This is a genomic window from Streptomyces flavalbus, assembly GCF_042674625.1.
Taxonomy (GTDB): domain Bacteria; phylum Actinomycetota; class Actinomycetes; order Streptomycetales; family Streptomycetaceae; genus Streptomyces; species Streptomyces flavalbus.
Genome location: NZ_JBHTEB010000001.1, coordinates 1,891,684 through 1,907,113, shown reverse-complemented (window position 1 = coordinate 1,907,113; position 15,430 = coordinate 1,891,684). Strand labels below are relative to the sequence as shown.

Annotated in this window: 12 protein-coding genes; 6 read left to right on the top strand and 6 right to left on the bottom strand. The window is 72.6% G+C overall.

Annotated features, from left to right (window positions below; genetic code table 11):
- Window positions 1–31 precede the first annotated feature (31 nt).
- Window positions 32–1,687, top strand: coding sequence for a glucose-6-phosphate isomerase (gene pgi, locus ACFQZ6_RS08400; protein ID WP_381606221.1), 1,656 nt, complete (start codon window positions 32–34; stop codon window positions 1,685–1,687).
- A 6-nt stretch (window positions 1,688–1,693) separates the two neighbouring features.
- Here pgi and ACFQZ6_RS08395 read toward each other — a convergent pair whose 3' ends face one another.
- From ACFQZ6_RS08395 to ACFQZ6_RS08385, 3 genes are read right to left on the bottom strand one after another with little or no spacing between them, the layout of a single operon-like run.
- The gene (locus ACFQZ6_RS08395) at window positions 1,694–3,976 is read right to left on the bottom strand and encodes an FtsX-like permease family protein (RefSeq protein WP_381606219.1); all 2,283 of its coding nucleotides are present in this window, start codon (window positions 3,974–3,976) and stop codon (window positions 1,694–1,696) included.
- A gap of 5 nt (window positions 3,977–3,981) precedes the next feature.
- Window positions 3,982–4,737: an ABC transporter ATP-binding protein gene (locus ACFQZ6_RS08390; RefSeq protein WP_381606217.1), complete on the bottom strand. Its 756-nt coding sequence runs from the start codon at window positions 4,735–4,737 to the stop codon at window positions 3,982–3,984.
- Window positions 4,734–5,249 carry a PadR family transcriptional regulator gene (locus ACFQZ6_RS08385; RefSeq protein WP_381606215.1) on the bottom strand — a complete coding sequence of 172 codons (516 nt, stop codon included), beginning with the start codon at window positions 5,247–5,249 and terminating at the stop codon, window positions 4,734–4,736. The genes ACFQZ6_RS08390 and ACFQZ6_RS08385 overlap by 4 nt, the downstream gene beginning before the upstream one ends.
- Window positions 5,250–5,404: 155 nt before the next feature.
- On the opposite strand from ACFQZ6_RS08385, the gene ACFQZ6_RS08380 reads away from it, so the two are divergent.
- The 5 genes from ACFQZ6_RS08380 to ACFQZ6_RS08360 all read left to right on the top strand — a co-directional run bounded on the left by ACFQZ6_RS08380 (window position 5,405) and on the right by ACFQZ6_RS08360 (window position 12,004).
- Window positions 5,405–6,676, top strand: a complete 1,272-nt coding sequence (locus tag ACFQZ6_RS08380; protein WP_381606213.1) for an ABC transporter substrate-binding protein — start codon at window positions 5,405–5,407, stop codon at window positions 6,674–6,676.
- 135 nt (window positions 6,677–6,811) lie between these two features.
- A complete protein-coding gene (locus tag ACFQZ6_RS08375; protein WP_381606211.1) occupies window positions 6,812–8,422 on the top strand; it encodes a glycoside hydrolase family 13 protein in 1,611 nt (536 codons plus the stop codon).
- A 39-nt stretch (window positions 8,423–8,461) separates the two neighbouring features.
- A complete protein-coding gene (locus ACFQZ6_RS08370) occupies window positions 8,462–9,790 on the top strand; it encodes an ABC transporter substrate-binding protein (protein ID WP_381606209.1) in 1,329 nt (442 codons plus the stop codon).
- Between the two features lie 7 nt (window positions 9,791–9,797).
- A complete protein-coding gene (locus tag ACFQZ6_RS08365) occupies window positions 9,798–11,168 on the top strand; it encodes an ABC transporter permease (RefSeq protein WP_381606207.1) in 1,371 nt (456 codons plus the stop codon).
- Entirely contained in the window at window positions 11,165–12,004 is an 840-nt protein-coding gene (locus ACFQZ6_RS08360; protein ID WP_381606205.1) for a carbohydrate ABC transporter permease, read from the top strand. The genes ACFQZ6_RS08365 and ACFQZ6_RS08360 overlap by 4 nt, the downstream gene beginning before the upstream one ends.
- A 53-nt stretch (window positions 12,005–12,057) precedes the next feature.
- On the opposite strand, the gene pgl is transcribed toward ACFQZ6_RS08360, so the two are convergent.
- The 3 genes from pgl to zwf are packed head-to-tail and all read right to left on the bottom strand — an operon-like array spanning window position 12,058 to window position 15,430.
- Complete coding sequence (gene pgl / locus ACFQZ6_RS08355) at window positions 12,058–12,840, bottom strand: 6-phosphogluconolactonase (protein ID WP_381606204.1); 783 nt, start codon at window positions 12,838–12,840, stop codon at window positions 12,058–12,060.
- Window positions 12,837–13,898 (bottom strand): glucose-6-phosphate dehydrogenase assembly protein OpcA, encoded by a 1,062-nt coding sequence (gene opcA / locus ACFQZ6_RS08350; RefSeq protein ID WP_381606201.1) that lies wholly within the window; start codon window positions 13,896–13,898, stop codon window positions 12,837–12,839. Before opcA ends, pgl begins: the two co-directional genes overlap by 4 nt.
- Entirely contained in the window at window positions 13,895–15,430 is a 1,536-nt protein-coding gene (gene zwf / locus ACFQZ6_RS08345) for a glucose-6-phosphate dehydrogenase (protein WP_381606199.1), read from the bottom strand. The genes opcA and zwf overlap by 4 nt, the downstream gene beginning before the upstream one ends.

Below are 15,430 nucleotides of genomic sequence, written 5' to 3'. Positions count from 1 at the left end.
GCGCAGGCAGGAAAGAAGGCTGAAGTCCCAGATGAACGCAGACGGCCGTACCCGGCTCAACCAGACGCCAGAGTGGACCGCTCTGGCCAGGCACCGCGACGAACTCGGCGAGGTGCGGTTGCGCGAGCTGTTCGCCGCCGATCCCGGGCGCGGCAGCGGGTACACGCTCCAGGTCGGTGACCTGTACGTCGACTACTCCAAGCACCTCGTCACCGACGAGACCCTGCGGCTGCTGCGCGAACTGGCCGCCGCCACCGACGTGTTCGGGCTGCGGGACGCCATGTTCCGCGGCGAGAAGATCAACACCACCGAGGACCGCGCCGTCCTGCACACCGCGCTGCGCGCCCCCCGGGACGCGGTGATCGAGGTCGACGGCGAGAACGTCGTTTCCAAGGTGCACGCCGTCCTCGACAAGATGGCCGACTTCGCCGAGCGGGTCCGCTCCGGCGCGTGGACCGGGCACACCGGCCAGCGCATCCGCAACGTCGTCAACATCGGCATCGGCGGCTCCGACCTCGGCCCCGCGATGGCGTACGAGGTGCTGCGCGCCTTCACCGACCGCGCGTTGACGGTACGTTTCGTCTCCAACGTGGACGGCGCCGACCTGCACGAGGCGGTCCGCGACCTGGACCCGGCGGAGACGCTGTTCGTCATCGCCTCCAAGACCTTCACCACCATCGAGACGGTCACCAACGCCACCTCGGCCCGCAGTTGGCTGCTCAGCGGCCTCGGGGGTGACGAGAAGGCGGTCGCGAAGCACTTCGTCGCCCTGTCGACGAACGCCGAGAAGGTCGCGGACTTCGGCATCGACACGGCCAACATGTTCGAGTTCTGGGACTGGGTAGGCGGTCGCTACTCCTACGACTCCGCCATCGGGCTCGCGCTGATGATCGCCATCGGCCCGGACGCGTTCCGGGAGATGCTCGACGGGTTCCACCTCGTCGACGAGCACTTCCGCACGGCCCCCGCCGAGGAGAACGTGCCCCTGCTGCTCGGCCTGCTGGGCGTCTGGTACGGCAACTTCCTGGGCGCCCAGTCGCACGCCGTGCTGCCGTACAGCCACTACCTCTCCAAGTTCACCGCCTACCTCCAGCAGCTCGACATGGAGTCCAACGGCAAGTACGTCGGCCGGGACGGCACCGAGGTCGACTGGCAGACGGGCCCGGTGGTGTGGGGCACGCCCGGCACCAACGGGCAGCACGCCTACTACCAGCTCATCCACCAGGGCACCAAGCTGATCCCGGCGGACTTCATCGGCTTCGCCGAGCCCGTCGCCGAGCTGAGCGAGGAGCTGAAGGCGCAGCACGACCTGCTGATGGCCAACTTCTTCGCCCAGACCCAGGCGCTCGCCTTCGGCAAGACCCCCGACGAGGTGCGCGCCGAGGGCGTACCGGAGGAGCTGGTCGCGCACAAGACGTTCAAGGGCGACCACCCGACGACCACGATCCTGGCCCGGGAGCTGACGCCGTCGGTCCTCGGCCAGCTCGTCGCGCTGTACGAGCACAAGGTGTTCGTGCAGGGCGCGGTGTGGAACATCGACTCCTTCGACCAGTGGGGCGTGGAACTGGGCAAGGTCCTCGCCAAGCGCGTCGAGCCCGCGCTCACCGAGGGCGCCGACGTGCCGGGCCTGGACCCCTCCACGCGGGCCCTGGTCGCCAGGTACCGGGAGCTGCGCGCCCGCCGGTAGCCCGGGTCAGGCCACCGAGTTCAGGGTGTCGGCCAGCCTGCGGCGCGCGGCGCGTGCCGCGGGCAGGGCCGCCAGCGCCGCCGCGCCCAGCACGGCGGCCGTCCCGAACAGCAGCAGGAACGCGGGGGAGGGGAGCTGCGCGATCCCCGCGCCGATGCCGCTGGAGCGACCCTGCGCGTCGATCAGCCAGCGCGCCAGCGGCACCCCGAGCGCCGTGCCGAGCAGCGCCGCCGCCAGCGCCGTACAGGCCGTCGCGGTGACCGTGACGGCGGTGATCTGCCGTGGGGACAGGCCGATGGCCTTCAGGGCGAGCAGGTCGCGCTCGCCCTCGCGGACGGTGCCGCCGATCGCGGTGAGCAGCTCGATCAGCCCGATGAGGGCGAGTACGACGATCAGGCCGACGACGACGCCCCGCAGCGGCGACAGCCCGTCCGCGGGGTTCGCCACGGCGTGCACGTCGAGGTGGCCGCGCCCGGCCGCCGCCAGCCGGTCCGCGACCGTGTGCCGGTCGGCGCCGGGGGCGAGGCGGACCTGGTAGAGCGTGGGCTCCAGGTCCGGGTCGTTGGCGCGCAGGGTGTCCAGGGAGGTCGAGATGACCCTGCCCGCGTTCTCCGGTTCGATGCTGCGGCCCACGATGTGCAGGATCTGCGGCTGGTCCCCGACGGTCATCCGCACCCAGTCCCCGACCCGTACGTCGAGCAGGTCGAGCAGCCCCTGTCCGGCCACCGCCTCGTCGGGGCCGTGCGCGGGGCGGCCCTCGGTGACGGTGTACGGGTAGGGGTCCTCGCGGGTGCCGAGGCCGCGCAGGGCGATGGTGCCGGTCTGCCCGGGGACCAGCGCGGCGACCTCGACGCCCGGGTGGGCGGCGGTGACGTCGGGGTCGCGCTGGAGCAGGGCGCGGGTCTCGGCGTCGGTGAGGGCGCCGTCCGGGCGGACGGTGAGCGCGGCGGGCAGGCCGATCCGCTCGGGCCTGCTGTGGAAGCGGTCGAGGGTGGTCCAGGCGCTCATCGCGACCACGATCAGCAGCAGCGGCAGCGCGAGCCGCCCCACGGCGGCCAGGGAACGGGCGCGGCGGGTGAACGCCTTGTGCCAGCCGAGGACCAGCGCGGGCGGCACCCGCACCCCGAGGGCCCGCCGGGCCAGCGCCGACATGCCCCCGCCCGGCGGCGCGGCGGGCCGGGGCACCGGCACCGGCGGCACCCGCCCCGCCCGCCAGGCGGCGAGGCCGGTCGTGGCGCCGATGAACAGCACGGCGGCCACCGGCACCGCCGCCAGGGTCACGGTGTGGCCAGGCAGCCCCTGCCAGACGGCCACCGCGTCCCCGAGCCGTCCCGGCATCCGGCCGCCGAGGGCCTGGGTGAGGGCGGCGGCGGCCACCGCGCCGAGGAGCGCGTAGGCGAGGTGCTGGAGCAGGAAGACCCGCACGACCTGGCCGGGCGTGAAGCCGATCGCCTTCAGTACGGAGATGTCCCGCAGGTGGCCGCGGATGCGGGTGCCGATCGCGCCGTGCACGGCGAGGCCCGCGGCGACCAGCGCGCCGAGCCCGAACAGCCCGAGGACCTGGCCGAGGAGCCGGTTGCCGCCCTGCGCCTCGGCGCGGGCCTGCCGCCAGGTGGAGACCTCGCCGATGGCCCCGGCACCGAGGGCGGTGACGGCCCGCTGGACGGCGTAGTCGGTGTCGTCCGGGTCGGTCAGGCGCAGCCCGGTCACCTGGCCGTCGGGGGCGCGGACGGCGGACGGCGGCGCCCAGACCAGGCCCGGGTGCTCGCCTGGCCGGTAGCGCGGCTCGGCGCTGTCCGCGACGCCGACGACGGTGAGGGTGCGGCCGGTGCCGGAGACGGTCAGCTCGTCGCCGGGTTCGGCGAGCAGGGTCCGGGCGAGGCCGGTCTCCAGCACCACCCCGTCGGGCACGGCCGGGTCAAGCCAGCGGCCGGAGGCCAGCACGGGGCGGCCGACGTCGGGTTCGCCGGGGGTGCCGCGCAGCTCCACGTAGGCGCGGGTGCCGCGGGCGGTGACGGTCGCGGACCGCACCGGGTACGGGCCCGCCACGGCCTCGGTGCCCTCCAGCTCGGCCAGCCTGCCCGCGTCGGCGGCGACACCGGTGTGAATCCACACGTGCGCGCCGTTGGCCTGCGCGAACACCCGCTGCCAGGGGTTGGTGGCGTAGCCGAAGAGCGCGGACGCCAGCAGCAGCGACACGACGATGCCCGCGGTCGCCAGCACCAGGAACAGCGCCTCTCCCCGGTGCGTCCGCAGATCGGAGTGGGCCCAGCGCAGGGTGGCTCGCACGCGGGTCAGTCCTTCAGTTCCAGGACGCCCGAGATGCCCGGTCGGCGGGGCGGCGGGTCGTCGGTCAGCTCCGCGTCGTCGGCTATCCGGCCGTCGTAGAAGCTGATCACGCGGTCGGCGGCGCTGGCGAGCCGGGCGTCATGGGTGACCAGCAGGATCGTCTGGCCGCGCTGGTGGAAGCGGGACAGCAGCCGCATCACCTCGCGGGTGCCCTTGCTGTCGAGGCTGCCCGCGGGCTCGTCGGCGAGCAGCAGCGGCGGGTGGTTGACGAGGGCGCGGGCGAGGGCGACGCGCTGCTGCTCGCCGCCGGACAGCTCGCCGGGCATCGCGCGCTCCTTGCCCGCGAGCCCCAGCTCGGCCAGCAGCCGCTCACGCTCGGCACGGGCCCGCTTCGGCGGCAGACCGGCGAGCAGCGCGGGCAGCTCGACGTTGTCCGCGACGGACAGGTTGGACACCAGGTTGAAGAACTGGAAGACGATGCCGATCCGTTTCCTGCGCTCCACCGCCCAGCGGGCCTCGCGCCAGCCGTCGGTGCGCTCGTCGTCCAGCCAGATGCTGCCGCTGTCGGGCCGCTGGAGCCCGCCGAGCAGGTGCAGCAGCGTCGACTTGCCCGCCCCGGACGGGCCGGTCACGGCGACGAACTCGCCGCGCCGCACGCACAGGTCGACACCGCGCACCGCGTGCGCGGGGGCGCCCTCGCCATGGTACGTGCGCACCAGGCCCTCGGCGCGCAGCAGTACGGGAGCGGGACCGTCGCTCATTCCAGCTCCTCCAGCTCTTCCTGGCACCGCTCCAGCCAGTCCAGGTCGGCCTGGAGGTGCAGCATGGCGCCCTCGATCAGCAGGTGGGCGACGCGGTTGTCCCGGTCCTCGGCGGCGGCCAGCCGCGACAGGTCCCGCATGGTGTTGAGGTACTGGCGCCGCTGCTTGTTGATCAGCGCGATCCGGTCGGCGAGACCGGTCTGCGGAGCGAGGGCCAGCTTCATGAAGAACTCGTCCCGTACCCGAGGTTCGTCCGCCGTCTCCTCGTACCAGCCGCGCAGCGCCTCGCGCCCGGCGTCGGTGAGGTGGTAGACCTTCTTGTTGGGTCGGCCGGACTGCTCGACGTCCTCGCCCTCGATCAGTCCGGACTTCTCCAGGCGGCCGAGGGTGACGTAGATCTGGCCGACGTTCGGCTGAGGGTACGCGGAGCCGAGGAGTTGCTCAAGGTCCTGCTTCAGCTCGTAGCCGTGGGCCGGTCCGCGCGCGAGGAGTGCCAGGAGGGGCAGGCGCACTCGTGCGGTCCTCCTGTCCTCGTGAAGTGGTCCAGCGGGGCTCGTAAGGGTCGTCTGATGTGGCCCAGGCCCTAGTATCGCCCATACCTAACCGCTATACATGCCCCAGATCCCGGGCGACGGCGCCCGGTGGTGGTGGGTACAGGGAGGAACCTATGCGGTGGATCCGTGCCGCGGGTAGGGGCCTCCTCGTCCTCGTCGTGATCCTGACCGGTTACGCCGCCTCCGGCGCGCGGGCCGACGAGGGCGGCGGGGGCGGGCGGGGGCCGCTGACACTGGCCACCGCCGGTGACCTCACCGGCTACCTCGGCCCGCTGCTCCAGGGCTGGAACCGCACCCACCCAGGCGAGCGCGTCACCCTCGTCGAGCTGCCGGACTCCGCCGACGAGACCCGCGCCCAGATGGCCACCGACCTGCGCGGCGACGAACGCGGCCGGTTCGACGTGCTCAACATCGACGTCAACTGGACCTCGGAGTTCGCCGCCGCCGGCTGGATCCGCCCGCTGCCGCGCGACCGCTTCCCGCTGGACACCTTCCTGCCCCGCGTCGTCGACACCGCGACCTACGACCAACGCCTGTACGCCGTCCCGTACGTCACCAACGCCGGGCTGCTGCTCTACCGCAAGGACGTCCTGGACCGCGAGGGCCTCGCGCCGCCGCGCACCTGGGCCGAGCTGGAGCGGATGGCGGAGACGGTCGCCCCGAAGCACGGACTCGACGGCTACGCGGGCCAGTTCCTGCCCTACGAGGGCCTCACCGTCAACGCGGCCGAGGCGGTCTACTCGGCGGGCGGCACCATCCTCGGCGGCGAGGGCGAGCGCGTCACCGTGGACTCCGCGGCGGCCCGCGAGGGCATCGGGTTCCTGGCGCGCGGGGTGCGCGAGGGCTGGATACCGCGCGAGGCGCTCACGTACAAGGAGGAGGAGTCCAAGCTGGCCTTCCAGAACGGCCGCCTGCTCTTCCTGCGCAACTGGCCCTACGCGTACGCCGTCGCCGCCGCCGAGGGCTCACCCGTCGCCGGGAAGATCGGCGCCGTACCGCTGCCCGGACCGGACGGTCCCGGCACCAGCGTGCTCGGCGGGTCCAACCTGGCCGTCAGCAGCCACGCCCGGCACCCGGACTCGGCGGCCCGGCTGATCGCGTACCTCACCAGCGAGCGCGTGCAGCGCCAGGTGCTCACCCGGGGCGCGCTGCCGCCGGTCCGCGCCGACCTGTACGAGGACCCGGAGCTGGTGCGGCGGTTCCCGTACCTGCCGACGCTGCGGGAGAGCGTGCGGACCGCCGCGCCGCGCCCCAAGAGCCCGCGCTACGACCAGGTCAGCCTGGTGGTGCAGGCGGTCGTGCACGACGCGCTGGCCGGGCGGGACACGCCCGAGGCGGCGGTGCGGCGGCTGGCGCGGGAACTCGACGCGCTCACCCGTTCCTAGTTACTTGTTAGGTAACGCCAACGTCTCATCTCGGCTCGTTGCATACGGATAAATCCGGATATGCGCGGTCAACTGCCCAGTAGCTTCCGTGCTGTTCATTGACACCTCCGCGACATGGCTACTTAACATGCATACATGTCAAGTAAGTGTCCCTGGTGGCGCGACGCGGTGATCTACCAGGTGTACGTCCGCAGCTTCCTGGACAGCACCGGCGACGGCATCGGCGATCTCGCCGGGGTCCGGGCCGGACTGCCGTACCTCAGGAAGCTCGGCGTGGACGGGATATGGCTGAGCCCCTTCTACCCCTCACCGCAGGCCGACCACGGCTACGACGTGGCCGACTACCGCGACGTCGACCCGGTCTTCGGTGACCTCACCGAGTTCGACCTGCTGATGACCGCCGCCCGGCGGCTCGGCGTCCGGGTGCTGCTCGACATCGTCCCCAACCACTGCTCCAGCGCCCACCCGGACTTCCAGCGCGCGCTCGCCGCCGCCCCCGGCAGCCCGGCCCGCGCCCGCTTCCACTTCGCCGACGGCCGGGGCCCGGACGGCGCCGAGCCGCCCAACAACTGGCACGCCATGTTCGGCGGCCCGGCCTGGACCCGCGTCGACGACGGCCAGTGGTACCTGCACATGTTCACGCCCGAGCAGCCCGACTGGAACTGGCGCAACCCCGAGGTCGCCGCCGACTTCGACGCCACCCTGCGCTTCTGGCTCGACCGCGGCGTCGACGGCTTCCGCATCGACGTCGCCGCCGGGCTCTTCAAGCACCCCGACCTCCCCGACTCACCCGACCCCGAGGCCGACGCCCGCACCCGCGACTCGGTCAACCCGCTCGCCTGGAACCAGCCCGAGGTGCACGACGTGTGGCGGCACTGGCGCGCGGTCTGCGAGGAGTACACCGCCCGCGACGGCCGCGAACGCCTCCTCGTCGGCGAGGTGTCGGTGCCCACCGCCCGCGAACACGCGCGCTACGTCCGCCCCGACGAACTCCACCAGGCGTTCTTCTTCGACCTGCTCAGCGCGCCCTGGGACGCCGACGCCTTCCGCAAGGTGATCTCCGAGGCCATGCAGGACATCGCCGGGACCGGCTCCACGGTCACCTGGGTCCTCAACAACCACGACCAGGTCCGCACCGTCACCCGCTACGGCGAACCCACCCCGCAGGGCAGCGGCCTCGGCGCCGCCCGCGCCCGCGCCGCCGCGCTGCTGATGCTGGCGCTGCCCGGCGCCGCGTACATCTACCAGGGCGAGGAACTGGGCCTGCCCGAGGTCGTCGACCTGCCCGACGACGTGCTCACCGACCCGATCTTCCGCCGCACCGGCAGCCGCGCCCGCATCCGCGACGGCTGCCGGGTGCCGCTGCCCTGGTCCGGACAGGCGTCGCCGTTCGGGTTCACCTCCGGTGCGGAGGGCGCCAAGCCGTGGCTGCCGCAGCCGTCGTACTTCGCCGAGTACGCCACCGACCGCGCCCTCGCCGACACCCGCTCCTTCTGGCACCTCTACCGCGACGGCCTCCACCTGCGCGCCACGCTGCCCCAGTTGGGGGAGGGCTCGCTGACCTGGCTGGACACCCCTCCCGGCGTCCTCGCCTTCACCCGCGGCGACGGCCTCGTCTGCGCCGTCAACTTCACCACCGCGCCCGCCCCCGCGCCGCTCCCCGGCACCCCGCTGCTCGCCAGCGGCCCCTGCCCGGCCGGGGAACTGCCCGGCTCCACCGCCGCCTGGTGGATCGGCGGCCTCTGAACCTCCCCTCACCCATCCGTTCTCGAAGGGACATCAACGATGATGCGACGACGTACCACCCTGCTCACCGGCTGCACCGCCCTCGTCCTGGCGCTCACCGCCACCGCCTGCGGCGACGACGACCCGGTCACCGCGGGCGGCGGCGACCAGTCGCTCAGCGGCCAGACCGTCACCGTCGCCGGTGTCTGGTCCGGCACCGAGCAGAAGAACTTCCAGAAGGTCCTGGACGCGTTCAGCGAGCAGACCGGCGCGAAGACCCAGTTCGTCTCCACCGGCGACAACGTCTCCACCGTCGTCGGCAGCAAGATAGAGGGCGGCAACGCGCCCGACGTCGTGATGGTCCCGCAGGTCGGCGTGTTGCAGCAGTTCGCCAAGGAGGGCTGGCTCACCCCGCTCTCCCAGAAGACCGAGCAGGCCGCCGACACCAACTTCGCGCCGGTCTGGAAGGACTACGGCAGCGTCGACGGCACCTTCTACGGCCTCTACTTCAAGGCCGCCCACAAGTCGACGGTCTGGTACAGCCCCGACGCCCTCACCCAGGCCGGGGTCGAGACGCCGAAGACGTACGACGAGATGCTGGAGGCCGGGCACACCGTCTCCGACTCCGGGCTCGCCGCGTTCTCCGTCGCCGGTCAGGACGGCTGGACCCTCACCGACTGGTTCGAGAACATCTACCTCTCGCAGGCGGGCCCCGAGAAGTACGACGCCCTCGCCGCGCACGAGCTGAAGTGGACCGACGCGTCGGTGGTGAAGGCCCTCGGCACCCTCGGCGAGCTCTTCAAGGACGAGCAGCTCATCGCGGGCGGCCAGAAGCAGGCCCTGAACACCGACTTCCCCGGCTCCGTCGAGAAGGTCTTCGGCCCCGAGCCCGAGGCCGGGATGGTCTACGAGGGCGACTTCGTCGCGGGCGTCGCCAAGGACCAGTTCGGCAAGGAGATCGGCAAGGACGCCAACTTCTTCCCGTTCCCGCCCGTCGACGGCGGCACCGCGCCGGTCGTCAGCGGCGGTGACGCCGCCGTCGTCCTGAAGGACGGCAAGAACGCCAAGGCCGGGATGGCGCTCCTGGAGTACCTCGCCACCCCGGAGGCCGCCGCCGTGTGGGCCGAGGCGGGCGGCTTCCTCTCCCCGAACAAGGCGCTCGACCTCGCCTCCTACGGCGACGACGTCACCCGCGCCACCGCCAAGTCCCTCGTCGACGCCGGGGACTCGGTCCGCTTCGACATGTCCGACCAGGCGCCCGCGGCGTTCGGCGGCACCAAGGGCGTCGGCGAGTGGAAGATCCTCCAGGACTTCCTGCGCGACCCCTCGAACCCCGAGGCGACCGCGGCCGAGCTGGAGAAGGCCGCGGCCAAGGCGTACAAGGGCTGATACGGCCATGACCGCCACCCTCACCAAGGAGACGAGCCCGGCGAGCCCCCCGCCGTCGCTCCCCCCGCCGCCGGGCGCCCGGCGCGCCCGGCGGCGGGGCCGGGTCATCGCCCTGCTGTTCGTCTTCCCCGCCCTGCTGCTGCTCGGCGCCCTGGTGCTCTACCCGGCGCTGTTCTCCGTCGGACGCAGCTTCTTCGACGCCTCCGGTGACCGCTTCGTCGGCGGCGACAACTACACCGAGATGTTCCGCGACCCGGCCACCCTCAAGGCCGTCCGCAACACCGCGATCTGGGTCGTCGTCGCCCCCACCCTGCTCACCGGCCTCGGCCTGGTCCTGGCCGTGCTGGTGGAGAAGATCCGCTGGGCGACCGCGTTCAAGCTGCTGCTGTTCATGCCCATGGCGGTCTCCTTCCTCGCCGCGGGCATCATCTTCCGCCTCGCCTACGACGAGGACCCCGACAAGGGCGTCCTCAACGCCGCCGTCGTCACGGTGCACGACGCCTTCCAGGGCACCTCGTCCTACCCGGCCGCCCGGCCCCGCCCCGACCAGGGCCTGACCGAGGACCGCGACGGCTCCTACCGGACCGACGCCACCGCCTCCCCGGGCGACGCGGTCACCCTCGGCCTGGTCGGGGTGGCGCCGGACGACCTGCCCGGCGGCGCGCGGCCCGCGCGGGGCGCCGACGGCCTCAAGGCCGTCCCCGGTGAGCTGAGCGGCGTCGTGTACCTGGACTTCACGCCCGGAGGCGGCGGGGAACAGGGCAAGGTCGACGCCAAGGAGAGCGGGCTGCCCGAGCTGACCGTCGAGGCGGTGCGCGACGGCCGTACGGTCGCCAGCACCACCACCGACGGCGACGGCACCTTCCGCTTCACCGGCCTCGACCAGGGCGGCTACCAACTGCGGCTGCCCGCGGCCAACTTCGCCCCGCCCTACGACGGCGTCTCCTGGCTCGGCCCGGCGCTGGTCACCCCGGCGATCATCGGGGCGTACCTGTGGATCTGGACCGGCTTCGCGATGGTGCTGATCGGCGCGGGCCTGTCGGCGCTGCCCCGGGACGCCCTGGAGGCGGCGCGGATCGACGGCGCCAACGAGTGGCAGATCTTCCGGAAGATCACCGTGCCGCTGCTCGCGCCCGTCCTCACGGTCGTCTTCGTCACCCTGGTGATCAACGTGATGAAGGTCTTCGACCTCGTCTACATCATCGCCCCCGGACCCGTGCAGGAGGACGCGACCGTGCTCGCCACGCAGATGTGGCTGGTGTCCTTCGGCGGTGGCAACGACCAGGGCCTCGGCAGCGCGCTCGGCGTGCTCCTGCTGCTGCTTGTGGTCCCGGCGATGGTGTTCAACGTCCGGCGGTTCCGAAGGAGTCAGCGATGAACGCGGTCCGGCGCTACCTGGGCAGCTCCCTGGTCCAGGCGTTCCTGGTCGTCATCGGCCTGGTCTGGATGACCCCGCTCGCCGGGCTGCTGCTGTCCTCCCTGCGCTCCTCCGAGGACACCGCCAAGGGCGGCTGGTGGACGGTGTTCACCAGCCCCGGGCAGCTTTCCTTCGACAACTACTCGGCCCTGCTGGACAACTCCGGCATGGTCCAGGCGTTCTGGAACACCGTCCTGATCTCGGTGCCGACGACCGTGCTCGTCGTCGGGCTCGCGGCGCTCGCCGGGTACGCGTTCGCCTGGCTGGACTTCCCCGGCCGCGAGCCGGTGTTCCTCGTCGTGGTGGCGCTGCTGGTGGTGCCCGTGCAGATCGGCCTGCTGCCGGTGGCCAAGCTCTTCGGCCAGCTCGGCCTGTTCGGCACGATCCCCGGCGTGGTGCTCTTCCACGTCGCCTACGGGCTGCCGTTCGGGGTGTTCCTGCTGCGGAACTACTTCGCCGAGATGCCCAAGGAGATGCTGGAGGCCGCCCGCATGGACGGCGGCGGCGAGTGGCGGATCTTCACCCGGCTGGTGCTGCCGGTGGGCCTCCCGGCCATCGCCAGCCTCGCCATCTTCCAGTTCCTGTGGGTGTGGAACGACATGCTGGTGGCGCTGCTCTTCGCGGACAGCTCCTCGCAGCCGCTGACCGTGGAACTCCAGTCGCAGATCCGCCAGTTCGGCAGCAACATCGACGTGCTGGCGCCCGGCGCATTCCTGTCGCTGATCGTGCCGGTGGCGGTGTTCTTCGCCTTCCAGCGGCACTTCGTCCAGGGGGTGATGGCGGGCTCGGTCAAGTAGGGCCCATGAACTCCGGGGCCCCGCTCGCGGCGGCGAGCGGGGCCCCGGTCGCGTCACGGTGACGCCGGTGGGTACAGCGACCGCGGCAACTGCGAGGCCGCCGCGTCGTCCAGCAGCCACAGGGTGCGCGCCCGGCCCCGGGCGCCCGCCGCGGGGGCCTGGACCTCCCCGGCGCCGGACAGCGCGATCGCCGCGGCCCGCGCCTTGTCCTCACCCGCGGCCAGCAGCCACACCTCACGGGCGGCGCGGATCGCGGGCAGGGTCAGCGTCACCCGGGTCGGCGGCGGCTTGGGCGCGCCGTGCACCCCGACGACGGTGCGCTCGGTCTCCCGTACGGCGGGCAGCTCCGGGAAGAGCGAGGCGACGTGGGTGTCCGGGCCGACGCCCAGCATCAGCACGTCGAAGGACGGCACCGGGGCGTGCGCCTCCGGTCCGGCCGCCGCCGCCAGCTCCTCCGCGTAGGCCGCCGCCGCCGCGTCCACGTCACCGCCGCACGGGCCGTCCGACGCGGGCATGGCGTGCACGCGCTTCGGGTCCAGCGGCACCGCGTCCAGCAGCGCCTCGCGGGCCTGGGTGACATTGCGGTCCGGGTCGCCCTCGGGCAGGAACCGCTCGTCGCCCCACCACAGGTCGAGGCGGCCCCAGTCGATGGCGTCCCGGGCGGGCGCCGCCGCCAGCGCGGCCAGCAGGCCGTTGCCGTTGCGGCCCCCGGTCAGCACGACGGACGCCGACCCGCGCGAGGTCTGCGCGTCCACCACCTTGGTGATCAGCCGGGCCGCGGCGGCCTGCGCCATCAGCTCCTTGTCGTGGTGCACGACGAGCTGCGGGGTGTTCACTTCGCCGCCGCCTTCCTCACCGGGGCCTTCTTGGCGGCCTTCTTCGCGGGCGCCTTCGCCGCCGACGCCTCGGGCGCCGGAACAGCGACCGGCTCCTGCGCGTCCGGCTCCCGCGCGACCGCCTCGTCCGCGGCCGGGTTCAGCCGCCGCACCCCGTACCGCAGGGCGGAGGCGTAGGTGTCGTCCGGGTCCAGCCTGCGCAGCTCCTCCGCGATCAGCTCCGCGGTGTCGCGGCGCTTGAGCGCCACGGCCCGCTGCGGCTGGCCCTGGATGGAGAGCGTGGCGAGGGTCCCGTCGGCCCGGTCCAGGACGATCGGACCGCAGTCGGTCGCCATCCGCACCGCCGTCAGACCCGGGCCGCCGGACACCGACCGCTTGACGGGCACGTCCAGCCGCTCCGCGAGCCACATCGCCAGCAGCTCACAGCTCGGGTTGAACTCCTCGCCCTCCACCTCGACGCCCTGCACCTCGCAGGTGACCTGGTCCAGGGCCGCGGCCAGCATCGACCGCCAGGGCGTGATGCGGGTCCACGACAGGTCCGTGTCGCCGGGGGTGTAGGTGTCGGCGCGGGCGGCGAGGTCCCTGACCGGCCGCTCGGCGGCGTAGGTGTCGGTGACCCGGCGCTGGGCCAGCGCGCCGAGGGGGTCCTTCGCCGGGTCGAGCGGCGCGTTCACCGGCCACCAGACGACCACGGGGGCGTCCGGCAGCAGCAGCGGCAGCACCACCGACTGGGCGTGGTCGGCCACCTCGCCGTACAGCCGCAGCACCACCGTCTCCCCGGTGCCCGCCTCGGCACCGAGGCGCACCTCGGCGTCCAGGCGGGACTGGGTGCGGTCCCGGGGCGAGCGGGAGACCCGCTTGATGACGACCAGGGTGCGCGAGGGGTGCTCGTGCGAGGCGTCGCCCGCGGCCTTCAGGGCGTCGTAGGCGTTCTCCTCGTCGGTGACGATGACGAGGGTGAGGACCATGCCCACGGCCGGGGTGCCGATCGCGCGGCGGCCCTGCACCAGCGCCTTGTTTATCTTGCTGGAGGTGGTGTCGGTCAGGTCGATCTTCATGGCCGCCGCCAGCTCCGTCCGTCTCGCCGCAGCATCTCGTCCGCCTCGACCGGCCCCCAGGTCCCCGCCGGGTACTGGGCGGGCCTGCCGTTGGTGTCCCAGTACTCCTCGATCGGGTCGAGGATCTTCCAGGACAGCTCGACCTCCTCGGTGCGTGGGAACAGGTTGGCGTCGCCCAGCAGCACGTCGAGGATGAGCCGCTCGTACGCCTCCGGGCTGGACTCCGTGAACGACTCGCCGTACGCGAAGTCCATGGACACGTCCCGGATCTCCATCGAGGTGCCCGGCACCTTGGAGCCGAAGCGGACCGTCACGCCCTCGTCCGGCTGGACGCGGATGACGATCGCGTTGGAGCCCAGCTCCTCCGTCGCCGTGGTGTCGAAGGGGGAGTGCGGGGCGCGCTGGAAGACCACCGCGATCTCGGTGACCCGGCGGCCAAGGCGCTTGCCGGTGCGCAGGTAGAAGGGGACGCCCGCCCAGCGGCGGTTGTCGATGCCCAGCTTGATCGCCGCGAAGGTGTCGGTCTTCGACTTGGCGTCGATGCCCTCCTCGTCGAGGTAGCCGATCACCTTCGCGCCGCCCTGCCAGCCCGCCGCGTACTGCCCGCGCACGGTGTCCCGGCCCAGGTCCCGCGGCAGCCGGACCGCGCCGAGCACCTTCGTCTTCTCCGCCGCCAGCGCGTCGGCGTCGAAGGAGGCGGGCTCCTCCATCGCGGTCAGCGCCATCAACTGGAGCAGGTGGTTCTGGATGACGTCACGGGCGGCGCCGATGCCGTCGTAGTACCCCGCCCGGCCGCCGATGCCGATGTCCTCCGCCATGGTGATCTGCACGTGGTCCACGAAGGACCGGTTCCAGATCGGCTCGAACATGGTGTTGGCGAACCGCAGCGCCAGGATGTTCTGGACGGTCTCCTTGCCCAGGTAGTGGTCGATGCGGAAGACCTGGTCCGGGGCGAAGACCTCGTGGACGACCTTGTTCAGCTCCTCGGCCGACTTCAGGTCGTGCCCGAACGGCTTCTCGATGACCGCGCGCCGCCACGAGCCGTTCTGCTGGTCGGCCAGCCCGTGCTTCTTGAGCTGCTGGATGACCACCGGGAAGGAACTCGGCGGCACGGAGAGGTAGAACGCGAAGTTGCCGCCCGTGCCCTGCGCCTTGTCCAGGTCCTCGATGGTGCCGCGCAGCCGCTCGAACGCGTCGTCGTCGTCGAAGGTGCCCTGCACGAACCGCATCCCCTGGAGGAGCTGCTGCCAGACCTCCTCGCGGAACGGGGTGCGGGCGTGCTCCTTGACGGCGTCGTGCACGACCTGGGCGAAGTCCTCGTTCTCCCAGTCGCGGCGGGCGAAGCCGACCAGTGAGAAGCCCGGCGGCAGCAGACCCCGGTTCGCGAGGTCGTACACCGCGGGCATCAGCTTCTTCCGCGACAGATCGCCCGTGACGCCGAAGATCACCAGGCCCGACGGCCCCGCGATGCGCGGGAGCCGTCGGTCCGCCGGGTCACGAAGCGGGTTCGCTCCGGTGACTGAGGGAGACAA